Raw genomic sequence first — 17648 nt, forward strand, 5'->3', positions numbered from 1 at the left:
ACTGCGCGCAGGGGAACGGCAGCACGTGCAACTGGCTCGCCTGCCCCGATCCAGCGCTGGTCCGCCTTCCGTACTCGCGCAGTTCCTCGCGCCCCTGGTGTGACCACTTTCCTAGAGGAGGCCGTGCCAGAGCTGTTCGACGATGACGGACCACCAGTTCTCGGGGTCCGAGAAGACGGTGCGGTCCAGGCCCGCGAGGGACCACTGGAGTTCGGCGACGGCCTGGCCCGCCGCCAGGGGGTGGAGGTCGCGGAGGCGGGGGTAGCGGTCGGCGAGGAGGGCGAGGGAGCGGGCGAAGGCGGTGAGGTCGGCGTTGACGTAGCGGGGCTCCGCGGTGTCGGGGTCGATCGCCCGGACCCGGCCCCGTGCGGTGTCGACGGTGAACCGGGCCCACCCGTCGGTGCCGATCAGCACCTGGCCGAGCAGGTCCCGCCGGGCCGCCTCGGTGGCGCGGCTCCCCCGCCCGTCCTCCGCCAGCACCTCGGCCAGCTCCGGCAGGACCGGCGCCGCGCCGGACACCCCGTCCGAGACCGGGTGGTAGAGCTCGAAGAAGCCCCGCACCCCGACCGGCAGCCCGACCCGGACCAGCGGCCGGCCGACCGCCTCGGGCAGGTCGGCCGCGAGCACCGCCGCCGGGTCGAAGCGCCGCACCCCGCCCTCGCCGAACTGAGCCGTCAGCCGGGCCGCCAGTGCCGCCTCCGCCTCGGGCTGGGCGGGCGGGACGTTCGCCGGGAAGGGCACCCGGTTGATCCGGGGCGTGGAGTCGAGGGTCCGCACGGCCCGGGCCCGCCCGTCGAAGCGCGGGCCGTAGGCGAGGTCGTGGCTGTGCCGGGTGCCGGGGAGTTCGGCCAGCAGGGAGGCGGCGACGTAGCCGCCGGGGAGCATCGAGGGGCGCAGGTCGGTGTGGACGGCGAGCACGTCCTCGGGCTGGACGCCCTGCTCGCTCAGCTGGGCCCAGGCGCGCAGCGCGGGGTGGGGACGGCCGGGGGCGGAGCGGAGCACCAGGGTGCGCTGCTCGCCGAGGGCGTCGCGGTAGACGAACTGGGCGCGGCAGCCGGGGCCGGTGGCGGGCGGCAGGGCCGGGTCGTAGTGGCCCGCGCCGAGCCGGTCGCGGTAGAGCTCGATCACCTGCGGGACGGGGACGGAGGGCCAGACGGTGAGCTCACCGGTGGCCCGGTCGATGACCGCGCAGGCGGCGCCGAGCTCCTCGGGGGCGCGGCGTTCGCCGGTGAGCGGGTCGACCCGGACGGGGGCGGGCTCCGGCCAGACCACCCAGCCGAGGTCGAACTCGTGTGCCTTGACCGGCCGGACGGCCTCCGGGGAGAGCTCGGCGTTCACCCAGCGGTGGGCGGCCTCAAGGGCCTGCGCGAGGGTGGTCATCGGCAACTCCTGGCAGTGGTACGGGCGTTCGATGTGCGGACGGTCAACGGGAGCTGCCCCGGTGGATGGTGAGCCGCGAGCGCGGCGGCGCGGGAGGCTCCGGCACCGGCTTGACCAGCGGATCGGGTGCGGGCGCCGGGGTCAACTCGACGACCGGGATGGCGGGTTGGAGGGTCGAGAGGTCCACCGGGCGCCCGCCGGCCTCCAGCGCGATGGCCCAGAGGCCGTGGTCGGCCGGGTGCAGCGGGGCGGAGGAGCGGTAGCCGGTCTGCGGGTCGAGGTAGCTGATCGTGGCACCGGCCACGAACGCGTTCCACAGGTGCGAGCGGCCGTACGCGTCCAGGGTGAGCAGCACCGCCTGCGCGCCCGTGCCCAACTGGCGGAGCAGGTCGGCGAGTTGCCCGAGGGCGTCGTCACCGTAGCCCAGGTCCTTGAACTGGGTGCCGAGCTCGCGCTCGGCGCGGTCCCGGCCGCCGTACTCCCCCGCCGGGCCGTCGGGCAGCCGGGGGGCACCGCAGGTGGGGTTGCCCAGGTAGCTGTCGAGGGCGGAGAGCGAGAGGTCGAGCGCGTTGTTGGAGCGGCCCAGCTCGCGGAAGCCGCCACCGTTCAACGCCTCCGGCCAGTCGCCCAGCCTCGGGTCGGCCGGCGCGGCGGGCTCGCCCTCCTCGGTGCGGGGCACCCGGCGCTCCACCTCGGCCTGGTGGGCCGGGTCGACCGGCCCGAGCCCGCCGGCCGCGCCGTACGGGCGCCCGTCCGCGATGACGCGCGGGCGGGCGCGCTCGCCGGGCTGCTCGGGCGCGGTGCGGCGGTAGTCGTGCAGCAGCAGGAACATCGCGGCCAGCGGCGCGGCCTGGGCCACGGCGACCGGCGAGTCGTCCTCACGGCGGCCCACCGGCGGCAGGTCGAAGGTCCGCCCGGTGACCGGGCCGACCACCACCGCACCGGATGCCGGAGGCGCGGGCGCCGCCGGGGCGGGCACCGGGTTGGGCACCAGCCCGACGGGCTGCGCGGCGCGCGGGGCGGCCGCGCCGGGCTGCTGCGGACCGGCCACGGCACCGACCGCGCCGACCGCACCGGCCTGGCCACCCGCCCCGGGAGCACCGGCGGCACCGGGCGAGGCCACGGCGGCCGCACCACCCGCACCACCCGCCACGGGAGCACCGGCGGCACCGGCGGCAGGCGGGGCCGCGGTCACCGGAGCGGCCGGGGACGCGGGCGCGGCGGGCGTCGGCTGACCCATGCCCATCGGCGGGGTGCCGAGCCCGGACTGCCCGCCGACCGGGCCGAGCCCGCCCGAGGCACCACCGGAGCCGAACGACCCGCCGGACGCGCCGGAGCCACCGGCACCACCGGCCGCACTCGGCGCCGAGGGCTCGTGCCGCCCCCAGCCCGTCCCGGTCGACGGTCCGTCACCGAAGGCCGAGGAGGGACCGCTCTGCGGCGGGGCCACCGCCACCGAGTCGGTGCGCAGGGTCCCGAGGGGCCGGTGCACCGGGCGGTCGTCCTCGCCCCGGTCGTACCCGCCGCCCTGGTAGCCGGGATCCGCGTCCACCGAGACCACGGTCCGCGGCTGGGTGCCGCCGCTGCCGCCCTGGCGCCAGGTGTCCTGTTGGTGGACCGAGCCCTGGCCGTTGCGGTCGTACGGGTCGTCGTGGCGCGGGTCGTAGGAGCCCGCCCCGGCCGAGACCGGGCCGACCTGCACCTGGACGCCGCCCCGGCCGTTGCCCTGGCCGTTCCCGTACGCGTCCTCCTGACCGTGCCCGTTCCCGTGCCCGTTGCCGCCGAGGTGCGCGTCCACCTCCAGGCCGCCCGGCCCGACCTGCACGTCCGCCCCGACGCCGCCGAGGTCGAGCCCGAGGCCCGTCCCCGGCTTCTTGCCGTGCGCGGTCTCCGGCCCGGCGGTCCGGCCGTCGTCGTCGACCATCACCACGTGGCCGCTGCGGTCGGTCACCAACTCGCCCGAACGGTCCACCTTGGCGGTGTGTCCGTCGCTGCCGCGCACCGGCTGGCCCTCGCGGTCCAGCACCACCACCTCGCCGTCGGTGCCGGTCACCGGCTTGCCGTCCCGGCCGAGCGCCACGGTCACCCCGGCGGCGGCGATCAGGCCGCCCGCGCCGACCACCACCAGGGCGCCGGTGGAGTCCCGCAGCGGCTTGCCGTCACTGCCGCAGGCCAGGCCGACCACCGGCTTGCCGTCCTCGCCGACCACGGCCACCTTGCCGTCCGGCCCGACCAGCGGCTTGCCGTCCGCACCGACCTGGGGGACGACGCCGTCGACGCCCTCCACCCGGTTGCCGCTCTCGTCCACCAGCACCGGCCGGCCCTGACCGTCCTTCACCACCTCGCCGTCCCGGCCGACCACCGCCGACAGCCCGCGCACCTTGGCCACCGCGCGGCCGCCGAGCAGCGCCCCGGCCGCCACCCCGCCACCCGCTGCGGAGACGGCCCGGACCGACTGGTAGCCGTCGGCCACGGCGATCCGCTCCAGGGTGGTGACGGCGGGCTCCTTCAGTGCCTGCTGGAGCCCCTCCTTCATCTCCCGGCCGAGCTCCTCCAGCAGGTTGCCGACCTTGTGCCGGGCCAGCTCGACCGCGACCTTCTCGCCGACCCCGACCACCGCGTCGGCCACCGCGCCGCCGACCGTGCCGAGCACGGCCTTGGCCGCCGCCTCGACCTTCTCGGCCAGCTTGATCTCCTCGGCCAGCTCGCGGAGCACCGCGATGATCTCCGCCTTGCAGGAGTCCACCGCCCGGGCCGCCCGCTCGAAGGCCCCGGCCAGCAGTTCGGCGGCGCCGTGCGCGTCGTCCAGGCTTCCCCGGCCGCCGCCCGCGAAGCCGCGCCAGTGCTCGGCGAAGGCGTCCACCGCCCGGCCCTTGTTCTCCCCGGTGACCCGCTGCGCGGAGTCCCCGCCCCGGCGGCCCAACCGCTCGGCCTCGGCGCCGAACTCGCGCCAGACGCCGGCCGCGCGGCGCAGCCCCTCCTCGTCGGCCTGCGGCCACTGGTGGCCCAACCTGGCCAGCACCGGGGCGAGTTCCTCGGGCACGTTGCGGGACACCGGGTCCCTCCTTCATTCCGGTCGAGCGGGAGGTTCAGCAGGACAGGCCGTCCGGCCGCGGCGCGCGGCGGGGAACGGAGACGTACACGAGCGCGGGCCCGCCGCGGTTCCCCGCCGCGGGCCGCGCCGGACGGTGCGTCAGAGCTTCGGCGGGGCCACCGGCGCCACGTCGGGGTGCGCTCTGCCCAGGTCGGCGCTGACGTCCCCGTCGGTCCGCTCGGACGAGTCGGCCATCGTGTTGAGCTTGGCGCCGACCTGGCCGAGCCGGCCGGCCAGGCCGTGCAGCCCGGCCAGCAGCATGCCCTGCGCCTCGGTGTACTGCGTGCCGAAGCCGCTGCCGGGGGCGTCGCCGCCCCACGGCGCGCCGAGCCCGGCCATGCCCTGCTCCAGGGCCTCGGCCGCGGCCTCGAAGTCCTGCGAGATCTTCCCGAACTCCCGACCCTCGCCGCGCACTTCCCACGGCTTGATCAGGAAGTCACCCGTTCCACCCGTACTCATCCGCCCACTCCCCCAGCGCCCCCGTGCGAATACCAGGCAGTCATCCTAGGGCCAGCCCACCCGCCACCCCAGGGCACGTGCCGCTTCCACACACGGGCTTCACCAGCCCCGGGCCCGTCACCTGGCATCCTTCCGCCCAGGCCATACCCTTACCGGGTGGCAGCAGAGAGCAAGCAGAGCAAGCAGCACGGCAAGAAGAAGCCGAAGGCCGACAAGCCCTCCAAGAAGACCGACCTCGGCATGCCGGGCATGCGCCCCGAGGTCCCGCTCGACTTCGCCCGGGCCTGGGTGGAGTTCGCCGACCCGGCCGACGAGGAGCAGGTCTTCCGCTGCGACCTGACCTGGCTCACCTCGCGCTGGAGCTGCATCTTCGGCCAGGGCTGCCAGGGCATCCGGGAGGGCCGGGGCGAGTCCGACGGCTGCTGCACGCTCGGCGCGCACTACTCGGACGAGGACGACGAGCAGCGGGTGGCCGAGCACGCCGCCCGGCTGACCCCGGAGATCTGGGAGAACTTCGCGCACGGCACCGACGCCAAGGGCCGGATCGTGCTCGACGGCGGCATCACCATGTTCGACGAGGACGGCGACCGGCAGACCCGCCGGATCGACGGCGCCTGCCTGTTCCGCAACAGCCCCGGCTTCCCCGGCGGCGGCGGGTGCTCGCTGCACATCCTGGCCCTCCAGGAGGGCCGCGAGCCGCTGGAGACCAAGCCGGACGTCTGCTGGCAGCTGCCGGTGCGCCGCACCTACGACTGGATCGACCGCCCGGACGACACCCGCTACCTGCAGGTCTCGATCGGCGAGTACGACCGCCGCGGCTGGGGCCCCGGCGGCCACGACCTGCACTGGTGGTGCACCGGCAGCCCGGACGCGCACCAGGCCGCCGACCCGGTCTACGTCTCGTACCGGCCCGAACTCACCGAGCTGATGGGCCCCGAGGGCTACGCGGTGCTGGCCGGGCTGTGCGAGCAGCGGATCGGGGCCGGCATCACGGTGGCCCCGCACCCGGCCGACCCGAAGGTCTGACGGCCGCTCAACTCCGGCGCCCCGCCTGGCCGGTGGGGCGCCCCGGGGTCACTTGTCGATGTCGCCGACCACGAAGAACATCGAGCCCAGGATCGCCACCATGTCGGCGACCAGGGTGCCGGGCAGCAGCTCGGTCAGGGCCTGGATGTTGTTGAACGAGGCGGAGCGCAGCTTGAGCCGCCAGGGGGTCTTGTCGCCCCGGGAGACCAGGTAGTAGCCGTTGACGCCGAGCGGGTTCTCGGTCCAGGCGTAGGTGGCGCCCTCGGGTGCCTTGAGCACCTTGGGCAGCCGCTGGTTGACCGGGCCGGGCGGCAGTTCGGCCAGCCGGTCCAGGCAGGCCTCGGCCAGCTCCAGCGAGTTGACGGTCTGTTCGAGCAGGCACTCGAAGCGGGCCAGGCAGTCGCCCTCCTCGCGGACCGCGACGTGCAGCACGTCCGCCAGCTCCCCGTACGCCAGGTAGGGCTCGTCGCGGCGCAGGTCGAAGTCCAGCCCGCTGGCCCGGGCGATCGGGCCGCTGACCCCGTACGCGAGCGCGTGCTCGCGGGAGAGCACGCCGACCCCGGCGGTGCGGCCCCGGAAGATCTCGTTGCCGAGCACCAGCTCCTCGAAGACCGGCAGCTGCGCGCGCACGCTGCCGACCGCGGCCCGGCAGCGGCCCAGCCAGCCGGCCGGGAGGTCCTCCTTGAGGCCGCCGACCCGGTTGAACATGTAGTGCATCCGGCCGCCGCTGGCCTCCTCCAGCACGTGCTGGAGCTCCTCGCGGCCGGTGAAGGCGTGGAAGACCGGGGTGATCCCGCCGAGCTCCAGCGGGTACGAGCCCAGGAACATCAGGTGGTTGAGCACCCGGTTCAGCTCGGCCAGCAGGGTGCGCAGCCAGACCGCCCGCTCGGGCACCTCCATGCCGAGCATCCGCTCGACCGCCATCACCACGCCCAGCTCGTTGGAGAAGGCCGACAGCCAGTCGTGGCGGTTGGCCAGCATGACGATCTGCCGGTAGTCGCGGGCCTCGAAGAGCTTCTCCGCGCCGCGGTGCATGTAGCCGACCACCGGTTCGGCGGCCACGATCCGCTCGCCGTCCAGCACCAGCTTCAGCCGCAGCACGCCGTGCGTGGACGGGTGCTGCGGGCCGATGTTGAGCACCATGTCGCTGGTGCCCAGCTCGCCGACAAGATTCTCGGCACCCGCACCGACGCCGACCGTGGTCTCCCTCATGGGGTGAGAGTCTGCCATCCCGGCAGCCCCGCCAGGCTCTCCGGTACCGGCATGCGGACGGCCTGGGCCAGCCAGCCGAAGGCCCCGAGCCCGGACGGGTCGGTCAGTTCGGCCCCCTCCCCGGCCCCGCCCAACGCCCGCAGGTAGGCCACCGGATCGGTGGACGCCAGCGCCAGCGGCGGGCGCGCCCCGTGCACCCCCAGCGCCCGCAGCGCCTCCCGCTGCGTCGTCCACAGGGTGTGGAGGCCGGGCGCCGCCACCGCGTCCAGCGCCACGTGCGCGGTCACGTCGCAGGAGCCGTCCGGCACCGGCCGCACCTCGCGGCCCTCCCGGAAGCCGGTCAGGGTCTCCCCGTACGGGCGGGAGGCCAGGGTGTGCGCGTAGTCCACCGCGACCGCCAGGCCGCGCTCCAGCGCGCCGATCGCCCCCGCCCAGGCCGCGTCCCGGGGCCCGCCCAGCTCGACCACCTCGCCCTCGGGCCACCACGCGGCCGCCCACTCCGCGTCCCCCGCGTCGACCTCCGCACCGAGCCGGCGCTCCCCGCGGACCGTCACCTCCTGGTACCGCAGCCGCCCGTCCTCGTCCCGCTCGGCCAGGTCCAGCGGCACGTTGTCCAGCCACTCGTTGGCGAACAGCAGACCTGACACCCCGTCGGGCACCCGGTCCGTCCAGACGATCCTCGGGTCCGTGCCCGCCGGCCGCTCCGCCAGCTCCACCGCGTACGGGCGCAGCCGCCCCGCCAGCTCCGGCCCCACCGCCGCCAGCACCCCGGCGAGCAGCTCGCCCCGCCCGGCCCCGACGTCCACCAGCGCGAGCTCCGCGGGGCGGCCGAGCGCCGCGTCCGTCTCCGCGAGCAGCCGGGCCACCGCCGCGGCGTACTTCGGCGAGGCGTGCACCGAGGTCCGGAAGTGCCCGGCCGGGCCCTCCGGCCTCCGGTAGAACCCCTCCGGGCCGTACAACGCCCGCTCCGTGGCGGGCCGCCAGCGCATCCACTCCATGCGGGGACGCTACCCGCTCGGGGTCCGCCCGGAGGCAGCGCGCCCGGCAGGGCAGCGACCCCGGGGGCGCGAGGAACTGCGCGCTGCGGGAGGTGCCGACCCGTGTGCCGGGTACGGAGCTTCACTTGCAAGTGGCTGTCCGTACCCGGCACATGGGTCCGCTTCTTCCGATTCGCGCAGTTCCTCGCGCCCCCGGGGTGACCACCACCCCGCGCACGGGGGGACCGCCTGCCCGGGCCGATCCCCCTCCGTACCCTGCCGGTCCGTGTACCTCCTTCTCCACCCTGCGGAGTAGGACGGATCGCCCTTACGGCTGACCTGGCGGGCTTCCCCGACTGCCTAGGCTTGACCCGTGCATCGACTCAACGCCTGGTTCCGCCGCCACCCGATGGTGGTCGACTCCGCCTGGGCACTGTTGCTCCTCCTGTTCTGCCTGCTGGGATTCGTCAGCGGCGGGAACAGGGAGAGCCTGGTGCTCGGGGCGGTGATGGCCTGGCTGATGGTCTTCCGGCGGAAGCACCCGGACCTGACCACCGTCGCGGCGACCCTGCTCGGCCTGAGCCAGCTGGCGGCCGGTGTGGACCCGCAGGTGGAGAGCGTGGGCTACCTGCTCTTCGCCTACACCGGCGCGGCGTTCGGCAGCCCCTGGGTCTCCCGGCTGTCCTTCACGGCCGGCCTGGCCGCCGGGCCGCTGACCGCGCTCCGCTTCGGACCCGCCGCCACCGACAACGTCAGCAACGCCGAGCGGGTCTTCCTGGCCGTGCTGATGTCCACCCCGTTCGTGCTCTGCTGGGCCTGGGGCCGGCTGACCCGGGTGCGCCGCGCGTACCTGGTCGAGCTGGAGGACCGGGCCGCCCGGCTGGAGCGCGAGCGGGACGCCCAGGCCAAGGTCGCGGTGGCGGCGGAGCGGGCCCGGATCGCCCGCGAGCTGCACGACGTGGTGGCGCACAACGTCTCGGTGATGATCGTCCAGGCCGACGGCGCCGCCTACGTGCTCGACAACTCCCCGCAGCAGGCCAAGGAGGCGCTCTCCACGATCGCCTCGACGGGCCGTCAGGCCCTGGTCGAGATGCGCCGCCTGCTCGGCGTGCTGCGCACCACCGACACCACCGACGAGTACGTCCCGCAGCCCGGCGTGGCCGAGCTCCCCGAGCTCCTCGACCAGGTCCGGGTGGCGGGCCTGCCGGTCGAGTACGCCGCCACCGGCGAGGTGCAGGAGCTGCCCCGGGGCGTCGAGTTGACGGTGTACCGGATCGTCCAGGAGGCGCTCACCAACGTCCGCAAGCACGGCGGCCCGGACGCCCGGGCCAAGGTCGCGGTCGACTTCCGGGACCGCGAGCTGGAGGTCCTGATCGAGGACGACGGCCGCGGCTCCACCGCCGAGCAGCTGACCGCCGGTGGTACCGACGGGCAGGGCCATGGTCTGATCGGCATGCGCGAGCGGGTCGGCATGGTCAGCGGCAGCCTCGACGTCGGGCCGCGGCCGGGCGGAGGCTTCCGGATCCGGGCCGTGCTCCCCTACAAGACCACCAAGTGAGGACCGCAGCTGTGACCATCCGGGTGATGCTGGTCGACGACCAGGAACTGCTCCGCACCGGCTTCCGCATGATCCTGCAGTCCCAGGGGGACATCGAGATCGCCGCCGAGGCCGGCGACGGCCAGCAGGCCGTCGACACCCTCGCCCACACCCAGGTCGACGTGATCCTGATGGACGTCCGGATGCCCCGCCTGGACGGCGTCCAGGCCACCCGGCGGATCTGTCTGGACGAGAGCGGCTCGCCCGTCCCCGGCGCCCCGCACGTCCTCATCCTCACCACCTTCGACCTGGACGAGTACGCCTTCGCCGCGCTCAAGGCCGGCGCCAGCGGCTTCCTGCTCAAGGACGTCCCGCCGACCGAACTGGTCGCCGCCATCCGGGCCGTCCACGGCGGCGACGCGGTGGTCGCCCCCACCACCACCCGCCGCATGATCGACCGCTTCGCCGACGTCCTCCCGCTCCCCCACTCCACCCCCGGCTCACCGGTGCTGGCCCCCCTCACCGAGCGCGAGCGCGAGGTCTTCCTGCTGGTGGCCCAGGGCCTGTCCAACGGCGAGATCGCCACCAAGCTGACCCTCTCCGAAGCCACCGTGAAGACCCACGTCGGCCGCATCCTGGCCAAGCTCAACCTCCGCGACCGCGTCCAGGCCGTCGTCCTCGCCTACGAGGCGGGCCTGATCCGCGCGGGCGCCACCGACTGACCGTCAGCATCCGGCCGCCGGGCGTCAGGCCTCCGGCCGCCGGGCGTCGCCGGCCGGGCCGTCGGCGGGCACCAGCCAGGCGACCAGCCGGCCCCGGTCGGTGATCCGGCCGACCTCTCCGGTCTCCGTCAGCTCCCGGATCAGGGCCCCCGGGATCCGCAGGTCCCCGAGCGTCACCGTCCGCACGCCGCCGGGCCGCCCGGGCGCCGGGCTCGCGGGGTCGGGACCATCGGTGGGTTTCGCTGCCATGTCCGCATGGTGGCAGCCGCGCCTCCGGCCGGTGCGGGCGTCCGCCCGGGGCCACCCGATCGGATGAGGCGCCTCCCCGCGCGGCCGTAGAATGACGCGGTACGTCTGGTACCGGCAGCGGACTGGAACGGGAATCAGGGACGAGGGCGAGCCGTGAGCAGCTCCGAGGAGTTCGGGTTCGGGGTGTTGGCCGACCCGTTCGGCGATCCGGGGGATCCGGGGAACCGGCCGGCCAGGTTGGCCGTGGGCGTGGTCGGGACCGGGCGGGTGGGTCCGGCGATGGGGGCCGCGCTGCAGCTGGCGGGGCACAAGGTGGTGGCCGCCTCCGGAGTGTCCGCGACCTCCAGGCGGCGGGCCGAGGCACTGCTGCCGGGGGTGCGGCTGGTCACCCCGCCGCAGGTGCTGGCCGCCGCCGACCTGGTGCTGCTGACCGTGCCGGACGACGTGCTGCCGGAGCTGGTGGCCGGGCTGGCCAAGACCGGGGCGGTGCGGCCGGGGCAGATCGTGGTGCACACCTCGGGCGCGCACGGCGTCGCGGTGCTGGAGCCCGCCACCCGGGCCGGCGCCCTGCCGCTGGCGCTGCACCCGGCGATGACCTTCACCGGGACGGGCGTCGACCTGGCCCGGCTGGCCGGCTGCCCGTTCGGGGTGACGGCCCCTCAGGAGCTGCGCCCCGTCGCCGAGGCGCTGGTGGTGGAGATGGGCGGCGAGCCCGAGTGGGTGCCGGAGGAGCAGCGGGCCCGCTACCACACGGCCCTCGCGCACGGGGCCAACCACCTGGTGACCCTGGTGTCCCAGTCGCTGGAACTGCTGCGCACCGCCGGGGTCTCCGAGCCCGGCCGCCTGCTGGGCCCGCTGCTCGGCGCGGCCCTGGACAACAGCCTGCGCTCGGGCGACGCCGCGCTCACCGGCCCGGTGGCCCGGGGCGACGTCGGCACCGTCAGCCGCCACCTGCGCGAACTCGGTACGGTGGCCCCCGACATCGGGCAGTCCTACCGGGCGATGGCCCGCGCCACCGCGCAGCGGGCGCTGAGGAACGGAACGATCGACGAGGCGTCGGCGGCCGCGCTGCTGGACGTACTGAACGAGGAGAACATCTGATGGCCCGTGGCAAGCAGCCGACCAAGACCCCCCAGGTCCGCAAGGCCGAGCTCACCCACTCCGTCGCCGACTTCGAGTCCGCCTTCTGGCCGGACGAGGAGCCGGTGGACAACGCCGTGGTGATGACCATGGGCGCCCTGCACGAGGGCCACGCCAGCCTGATCCGGGCCGCCCGCAAGCAGGTCGGCCGGGACGGCCGGGTCGCCGTGACCGTCTTCGTGAACCCGCTGCAGTTCGGTGCCGGCGAGGACCTGGACCGCTACCCGCGCACCCTGGCCGCCGACGTCCGGCTGGCCGAGGAGGCCGGTGCCGACGTGGTGTTCGCCCCGCTGCCGGAGGAGGTCTACCCCAACGGCACCCCGCAGGTGCGGATCACCGCGGGCCCGATGGGCGAGCGGTACGAGGGCGCCTCCCGCCCGGGCCACTTCGACGGCGTGCTGACCGTGGTGGCCAAGCTGCTCAACATCACCGACCCGGACTTCGCCTTCTTCGGCGAGAAGGACGCCCAGCAGCTGGCGGTGATCCGCCGGATGGTGGCCGACCTGGACTTCGACGTCGAGGTCATCGGCGTCCCGACCGTCCGCGAGGAGGACGGCCTGGCGCTGTCCTCGCGCAACCGCTACCTCTCGGAGACCGAGCGGGAGCAGGCCCTCGCCCTGTCCAGGGCGCTGTTCGCCGGCCGCGACGCGGCCGTGCGCGGCGCGAAGGCGGTCCGCGAGGCCGCCGCGACCGCCCTGGACGGCGCCGAGGGCGTCACCCTGGACTACCTCGCCCTGATCGACCCGGACGACTTCACCGAGGCGTCCGACGACTTCCGGGGCGAGGCGGTGCTGGCCGTGGCCGCGAAGGTGGGCTCGACCCGCCTGATCGACAACGTCAGCATGCTCGTTCGCTAACACCGGTAAGAAGCAACCCCTCAGGCATGCACTCACAGGAGGCGTGACCCAATGCTCCGCACCATGCTCAAGTCCAAGATCCACCGGGCCACCGTGACCCAGGCCGACCTGCACTACGTCGGCTCGGTCACGGTGGACGAGGACCTGCTCGACGCCGCGGACCTGCTCCCCGGCGAGCTGGTCCACATCGTCGACATCAACAACGGCGCCCGGCTGGAGACGTACACCATCGCCGGCCCGCGCGGCACCGGCGTCATAGGCATCAACGGCGCCGCCGCCCGCCTGGTCCACCCCGGAGACCTGGTCATCCTGATCGCCTACGGGCAGATGGAGACCGCCGAGGCCAAGGGCTACGTCCCGAAGGTGGTCTTCGTGGACGGCGACAACCGGATCACCGGCTACGGCACCGACGCCGCCGAGGCCCCCGAGGGCAGCGGGCTGCTGCGCGGGGACCGGGCGTACGGTGACGGGCACGGCGCGGCCACCGCCGCCGCGAGCTGAGGAGCAGTCAGAACCATGTCCGCAACGCACCGCCTCACCGCCCCCGCCCCGGGCTGGACCGCCACCACCGACGTGGTGGTGGTCGGCTCCGGCGTGGCCGGGCTGACCGTCGCGCTCAACGTCCGCAAGGCCGGCCTGCGGGCCACGGTGGTCACCAAGGCGCTGCTGGACGACGGCTCCACCCGCTGGGCCCAGGGCGGCGTGGCCGTCGTCCTGGGCGAGGGGGACACCCCCGCCCAGCACCTGGACGACACCCTGGTGGCCGGCGCCGGGCTCTGCGTCGAGGACGCCGTCCGGCGTCTGGTGACCGAGGGCCCGGACGCCGTCCGGCACCTGATCGCCGCCGGCGCCGCCTTCGACAAGGACGCCGACGGCGAGATCCTGCTGACCCGGGAGGGCGGCCACCACCGCCGCCGGATCGTGCACGCGGGCGGCGACGCCACCGGCGCCGAGATATCGCGCGCCCTGGTGCAGGCCGTCCGCTCGGACCCGGGCCTCGAACTCATCGAGCACGCCCTGGTGCTGGACCTGCTGACCGACCCGGACGGCCACGCGGCCGGCCTCACCCTGCACGTGATGGGCGAGGGCCAGCGGGACGGCGTCGGCGCCATCCGGGCCCGCGCGGTGGTGCTCGCCACCGGCGGCATGGGCCAGGTCTTCTCGGCCACCACCAACCCGGCGGTCTCCACCGGCGACGGCGTGGCGCTGGCGCTGCGGGCCGGGGCCGAGGTCACCGACCTGGAGTTCGTCCAGTTCCACCCCACCGTGCTCTGGCTCGGCCCGGAGGCCGAGGGCCAGCAGCCGCTGGTCTCCGAGGCGGTCCGCGGCGAGGGCGCCCACCTGGTGGACGCCGACGGCGTGCGCTTCATGCTCGGGCAGCACGAGCTGGCCGAGCTGGCCCCCCGGGACATCGTCGCCAAGGCGATCACCCGGCGGATGCAGGAGCAGGGCGCCGAGCACATGTACCTGGACGGGCGGCACTTCGGCGCCGAGATGTGGGCCGAGCGCTTCCCGACCATCCTGGCCTCCTGCCGCTCGCACGGGATCGACCCGGTCACCGAGCCGATCCCGGTCGCGCCCGCCGCGCACTACGCCTCCGGCGGCATCCGCACCGACCTCTCCGGCCGCACCACGGTGCCCGGCCTGTACGCCTGCGGCGAGGTGGCCTGCACCGGCGTGCACGGCGCCAACCGGCTGGCCTCCAACTCCCTGCTGGAGGGCCTGGTCTTCGCCGAGGCGATCGCCGCCGACCTGACGGAACGTCACACCGCCGGGGAGCTCCCCGAGCGCTCGGTGGACGTGGCCGCCGCCAAGGCCTGCGCGGCCGTGCCGCTGCTCGCCCCGGAGGCCCGGGCCGAGGTCCAGCGGCTGATGTCCACCGGCGCGGGCGTGCTGCGCTCGGCCGCCTCGATGGCCGGTGCCGCCGAGGGCCTGGCCGCACTGGCCGCCGACGCCCTGGCCCACGCCGCCGAGGAGAAGCCCGCCGACCCGCGGGTGGAGACCTGGGAGGCCACCAACCTCCACCTGGTCGCCACCGCCCTGGTGGCCGCCGCCGCGCTCCGCGAGGAGACCCGGGGCTGCCACTGGCGGGAGGACTTCCCGGACCGGGACGACCAGCGGTGGCAGCGCCACCTGACCACCACCCTCGACGTCGACGGCGCCCTGCGCACCGTCTGACGACCCCTCACCACCCCCTAGGAGCAGCACCGATGTCCCACGACCACGACCACGACGGCCACACCCACGCCGAGCTGCCGATGGCGGGCGGCTGCGGCGACGGCTGCGCCTGCGGCGACGGCGAGGCGTACGAGACCGGCCTGGACCCGGCGCTGGCCGAGCTGCTGGAGGCGGCCGGCCTGGACCCGGTCGAGGTCGAGGACATCGCCACCCTGGCGCTGGCCGAGGACCTGGCCGGCGGCGACGACGTCACCTCGGTCGCCACCGTGCCCGCCGAGGCCGTGGCCACCGCCGACTTCACGGCCCGTCAGGCCGGTGTGGTGGCGGGCCTGCGGATCGCCGAGGCCGTGGTCTCGCTGGTCTGCGAGGAGGAGTTCGAGGTCGAGCGGCACGTCGAGGACGGCGACCTGGTGGAGGCCGGCCAGGTGCTGCTCTCGGTCCGCGGCCGCACCCGCGACCTGCTGACCGCCGAGCGCAGCGCGCTCAACCTGCTCTGCCACCTGTCCGGCATCGCCACCGCCACCCGGGCCTGGGCCGACGCCCTGGAGGGCACCGGCGCGGCCGTCCGCGACACCCGCAAGACCCTGCCGGGCCTGCGCGCCCTGCAGAAGTACGCGGTCCGCGCGGGCGGCGGCGTCAACCACCGGATGGCGCTCTCCGACGCCGCCCTGGTGAAGGACAACCACGTGGTCGCCGCGGGCGGCGTGGCCGAGGCGTTCAACGCCGTCCGGGAGGCCTTCCCACACCTGGACGTCGAGGTCGAGGTCGACCGCCTGGACCAGATCCCGCCGGTGCTGGAGGCGGGCGCCGACCTGATCCTGCTGGACAACTTCACCGTCCCGCAGCTGAAGGAGGCCGTCGAGCTGGTGAACGGCCGGGCCAAGCTGGAGGCCTCCGGCGGGCTGACCCTGGCCACCGCCCGCGAGGTCGCCCAGACTGGGGTCGACTACCTGGCCGTCGGCGCCCTCACCCACTCCTCGCCGGTGCTCGACATCGGCCTGGACCTCCGCTCCTCCTGACAACTCCTCACCAGAAGGCTCCCCGTGCTCCTCACCATCGACGTCGGCAACACCCAGACCACGCTCGGCCTGTTCGACGGCGAGGAGATCGTGGAGCACTGGCGGATCTCCACCGATCCGCGCCGCACCGCGGACGAACTCGCGGTGCTGATGCAGGGTCTGATGGGCTCCCACCCGGTCGTATCGGCCGAGGACCGGGTGGAGGGCCTGGCCATCTGCTCCTCCGTCCCCGCGGTGCTGCACGAGCTGCGCGAGGTGACCCGCCGCTACTACGGCGACGTCCCCGCGGTGATCGTGGAGCCCGGGGTGAAGACCGGGGTGCACGTCCTGATGGACAACCCCAAGGAGGTCGGCGCGGACCGGATCGTCAACGCCCTGGCCGCCAACCACCTCTACGGCGGCCCGTGCATCGTGGTCGACTTCGGCACCGCCACCACCTTCGACGCCATCAACGAGCGGGGCGACTACGTCGGCGGAGCGATCGCCCCCGGCATCGAGATCTCGGTCGAGGCGCTCGGGGTGCGCGGCGCCCAGCTCCGCAAGATCGAGCTGGCCCGGCCCCGTAACGTGATCGGCAAGAACACCGTTGAAGGCATGCAGTCCGGCATCCTCTACGGCTTCGCCGGCCAGGTGGACGGCCTGGTCGACCGGATGGCCAAGGAGCTCAGCAAGGACCCGGACGACGTCCAGGTGATCGCCACCGGCGGCCTGGCCCCGCTGGTCCTCGGCGAGGCGAGCAGCATCGACGTGCACGAGCCCTGGCTCACCCTGATCGGCCTGCGCCTGGTCTACGAGCGCAACCGCCCGCAGACCGCCTGACCGCCCGTCAGGCCCCCGGTCGGATCAGCCCACCATCCGCCAATCGGGCCGACCACGAGCGCCAATCGCCATAAATCGGACGTACGCCACGTACTGTCGAGCCATGCCGACGCCACACGGATCCCGCGGCGGCATGGCCTTCAGCGCCGACGAAGTCCGCGTGCTGCGCCGTGCCCTCGCCCAAGCGCTGTACCCGGTCCACCTGCCCCACAGCCCGGCGGGCGAACTCTGGGCGGAGGACGTCCAGGAGGCCCTGCGCCTCGCCGAGGCGGTGGACGAGGCCGTCCAGGAGGGCGGCCGTCTGCGCACCTTCCTGCTGGCCGACCTGGCCCGCTACCGCACCGCCCTCCCGGGCAGTGCCAGCGGCTACCTGGAACGCCTGGAGGAGGCCATCGCCGACGGCTACCTCCCCACCGCCGAGGACCTCACCGCCCTGCGCGCGCTGACCCGGATGCCCTGCGGGGGCGGCGAACGCGCCCGCAGGTCCCGGCTGGCCGGGCGCTGCCACGCCCTCGCCGAGGCCGACGTCCGCGAACGCCTCGCCCTGAGCACCGGCCAGCGGCACCTCGCGGCCGTACCGAGCCCCGCCGCTCCCCCGAGCGACGGCACTCCCACCCCAGTAGGAGGACGGTTCCCGATGACCGAAGCCAAGCCCCCCGCCGACGGCCGCCCCCAGCCCCGCCGGATGCCCACCCCCGCCGAACTCTTCGGCCGCCGCAACCACCCGGAGCCGGCTCCCGCCCCCACCCAGGACGAGCTCGAACTCGCCACCGGCTGAGGGGAGGTCGGGGGAGGCCGGACAACCGGCCTCCCCCGACGGGGGGCTGACGTCACGACAGTTCCGCACCGGCGGGCCGCAGTTGGAGACGGGGGGAAGGCGGCGGGCCGGACGAGGGCATAACGATTGCGCATACCGTGTGGCCGATTGTCCGCCCATGGTCATGATCACCCCTTTTGCCCTTCACCTTCCCGTGGTGTC

At 74.9% G+C, this 17648-nt stretch carries 16 protein-coding genes; 10 read left to right on the forward strand and 6 right to left on the reverse strand.

Annotation, left to right across the window (positions count from 1 at the left end):
* Positions 1 to 111: 111 nt before the first annotated feature.
* From ACWCYY_RS36480 to ACWCYY_RS36490, 3 genes are all read right to left on the reverse strand, one after another.
* A complete protein-coding gene (locus ACWCYY_RS36480) occupies positions 112 to 1380 on the reverse strand; it encodes an SUKH-4 family immunity protein (protein WP_449798486.1) in 1269 nt (422 codons plus the stop codon).
* A gap of 43 nt (positions 1381 to 1423) precedes the next feature.
* The gene (locus tag ACWCYY_RS36485; protein WP_449798487.1) at positions 1424 to 4435 is read right to left on the reverse strand and encodes a toxin glutamine deamidase domain-containing protein; all 3012 of its coding nucleotides are present in this window, start codon (positions 4433 to 4435) and stop codon (positions 1424 to 1426) included.
* A gap of 138 nt (positions 4436 to 4573) precedes the next feature.
* Positions 4574 to 4933, reverse strand: a complete 360-nt coding sequence (locus ACWCYY_RS36490; protein ID WP_449798488.1) for a WXG100 family type VII secretion target — start codon at positions 4931 to 4933, stop codon at positions 4574 to 4576.
* A 240-nt stretch (positions 4934 to 5173) separates the two neighbouring features.
* On the opposite strand from ACWCYY_RS36490, the gene ACWCYY_RS36495 reads away from it, so the two are divergent.
* Positions 5174 to 5959, forward strand: coding sequence for a hypothetical protein (locus ACWCYY_RS36495; protein ID WP_449798510.1), 786 nt, complete (start codon positions 5174 to 5176; stop codon positions 5957 to 5959).
* 48 nt (positions 5960 to 6007) lie between these two features.
* Here the strand turns inward: ACWCYY_RS36495 and ACWCYY_RS36500 are convergent, their stop codons facing one another.
* Together ACWCYY_RS36500 and ACWCYY_RS36505 are read right to left on the reverse strand one after the other, a co-directional pair.
* The gene (locus tag ACWCYY_RS36500; RefSeq protein WP_345289221.1) at positions 6008 to 7171 is read right to left on the reverse strand and encodes an NADH-quinone oxidoreductase subunit D; all 1164 of its coding nucleotides are present in this window, start codon (positions 7169 to 7171) and stop codon (positions 6008 to 6010) included.
* On the reverse strand, positions 7168 to 8169 hold the full coding sequence (locus ACWCYY_RS36505; protein ID WP_449798489.1) for an SAM-dependent methyltransferase: 1002 nt from the start codon (positions 8167 to 8169) through the stop codon (positions 7168 to 7170). The genes ACWCYY_RS36500 and ACWCYY_RS36505 overlap by 4 nt, the downstream gene beginning before the upstream one ends.
* A 352-nt stretch (positions 8170 to 8521) precedes the next feature.
* Between ACWCYY_RS36505 and ACWCYY_RS36510 the strand changes: the two genes are divergently transcribed.
* Both ACWCYY_RS36510 and ACWCYY_RS36515 read left to right on the forward strand, forming a co-directional pair.
* A complete protein-coding gene (locus ACWCYY_RS36510) occupies positions 8522 to 9706 on the forward strand; it encodes a sensor histidine kinase (protein ID WP_345289219.1) in 1185 nt (394 codons plus the stop codon).
* Between the two features lie 11 nt (positions 9707 to 9717).
* Positions 9718 to 10407, forward strand: coding sequence for a response regulator transcription factor (locus ACWCYY_RS36515; protein ID WP_345289218.1), 690 nt, complete (start codon positions 9718 to 9720; stop codon positions 10405 to 10407).
* Between the two features lie 24 nt (positions 10408 to 10431).
* Here the strand turns inward: ACWCYY_RS36515 and ACWCYY_RS36520 are convergent, their stop codons facing one another.
* Entirely contained in the window at positions 10432 to 10656 is a 225-nt protein-coding gene (locus tag ACWCYY_RS36520; protein ID WP_449798490.1) for a hypothetical protein, read from the reverse strand.
* 153 nt (positions 10657 to 10809) lie between these two features.
* Here ACWCYY_RS36520 and ACWCYY_RS36525 point away from each other — a divergent pair, with 153 nt between their 5' ends.
* The 7 genes from ACWCYY_RS36525 to ACWCYY_RS36555 all read left to right on the forward strand — a co-directional run bounded on the left by ACWCYY_RS36525 (position 10810) and on the right by ACWCYY_RS36555 (position 17447).
* Entirely contained in the window at positions 10810 to 11757 is a 948-nt protein-coding gene (locus ACWCYY_RS36525) for a Rossmann-like and DUF2520 domain-containing protein (protein WP_380149569.1), read from the forward strand.
* Positions 11757 to 12653 (forward strand): pantoate--beta-alanine ligase, encoded by an 897-nt coding sequence (panC, locus tag ACWCYY_RS36530; RefSeq protein WP_345289216.1) that lies wholly within the window; start codon positions 11757 to 11759, stop codon positions 12651 to 12653. Before ACWCYY_RS36525 ends, panC begins: the two co-directional genes overlap by 1 nt.
* Before the next feature lie 51 nt (positions 12654 to 12704).
* Positions 12705 to 13154: an aspartate 1-decarboxylase gene (gene panD / locus ACWCYY_RS36535; RefSeq protein ID WP_345289215.1), complete on the forward strand. Its 450-nt coding sequence runs from the start codon at positions 12705 to 12707 to the stop codon at positions 13152 to 13154.
* A 15-nt stretch (positions 13155 to 13169) separates the two neighbouring features.
* Complete coding sequence (locus ACWCYY_RS36540; protein ID WP_345289214.1) at positions 13170 to 14831, forward strand: L-aspartate oxidase; 1662 nt, start codon at positions 13170 to 13172, stop codon at positions 14829 to 14831.
* 32 nt (positions 14832 to 14863) lie between these two features.
* On the forward strand, positions 14864 to 15850 hold the full coding sequence (nadC, locus tag ACWCYY_RS36545) for a carboxylating nicotinate-nucleotide diphosphorylase (RefSeq protein WP_345289213.1): 987 nt from the start codon (positions 14864 to 14866) through the stop codon (positions 15848 to 15850).
* A gap of 24 nt (positions 15851 to 15874) precedes the next feature.
* Complete coding sequence (locus tag ACWCYY_RS36550) at positions 15875 to 16669, forward strand: type III pantothenate kinase (RefSeq protein ID WP_345289212.1); 795 nt, start codon at positions 15875 to 15877, stop codon at positions 16667 to 16669.
* Positions 16670 to 16772: 103 nt separating this feature from the next.
* Complete coding sequence (locus ACWCYY_RS36555; RefSeq protein WP_345289211.1) at positions 16773 to 17447, forward strand: hypothetical protein; 675 nt, start codon at positions 16773 to 16775, stop codon at positions 17445 to 17447.
* The last annotated feature ends 201 nt before the right edge of the window (positions 17448 to 17648 follow it).

The organism is Kitasatospora sp. NPDC001664 (assembly GCF_053596675.1).

What these genes read in the sequence shown, in the direction of transcription:
- ACWCYY_RS36520 (WP_449798490.1), bottom strand. Translation starts at nt 10,656, where the DNA reads ATGGCAGCGAAACCCACCGATGGTCCCGACCCCGCGAGCCCGGCGCCC.
- ACWCYY_RS36490 (WP_449798488.1), bottom strand. Translation starts at nt 4,933, where the DNA reads ATGAGTACGGGTGGAACGGGTGACTTCCTGATCAAGCCGTGGGAAGTG.
- ACWCYY_RS36540 (WP_345289214.1), top strand. Translation starts at nt 13,170, where the DNA reads ATGTCCGCAACGCACCGCCTCACCGCCCCCGCCCCGGGCTGGACCGCC.
- panD (WP_345289215.1), top strand. Translation starts at nt 12,705, where the DNA reads ATGCTCCGCACCATGCTCAAGTCCAAGATCCACCGGGCCACCGTGACC.
- ACWCYY_RS36500 (WP_345289221.1), bottom strand. Translation starts at nt 7,171, where the DNA reads ATGAGGGAGACCACGGTCGGCGTCGGTGCGGGTGCCGAGAATCTTGTC.
- panC (WP_345289216.1), top strand. Translation starts at nt 11,757, where the DNA reads ATGGCCCGTGGCAAGCAGCCGACCAAGACCCCCCAGGTCCGCAAGGCC.
- ACWCYY_RS36495 (WP_449798510.1), top strand. Translation starts at nt 5,174, where the DNA reads ATGCCGGGCATGCGCCCCGAGGTCCCGCTCGACTTCGCCCGGGCCTGG.
- ACWCYY_RS36505 (WP_449798489.1), bottom strand. Translation starts at nt 8,169, where the DNA reads ATGGAGTGGATGCGCTGGCGGCCCGCCACGGAGCGGGCGTTGTACGGC.
- ACWCYY_RS36480 (WP_449798486.1), bottom strand. Translation starts at nt 1,380, where the DNA reads ATGACCACCCTCGCGCAGGCCCTTGAGGCCGCCCACCGCTGGGTGAAC.
- nadC (WP_345289213.1), top strand. Translation starts at nt 14,864, where the DNA reads ATGTCCCACGACCACGACCACGACGGCCACACCCACGCCGAGCTGCCG.
- ACWCYY_RS36555 (WP_345289211.1), top strand. Translation starts at nt 16,773, where the DNA reads ATGCCGACGCCACACGGATCCCGCGGCGGCATGGCCTTCAGCGCCGAC.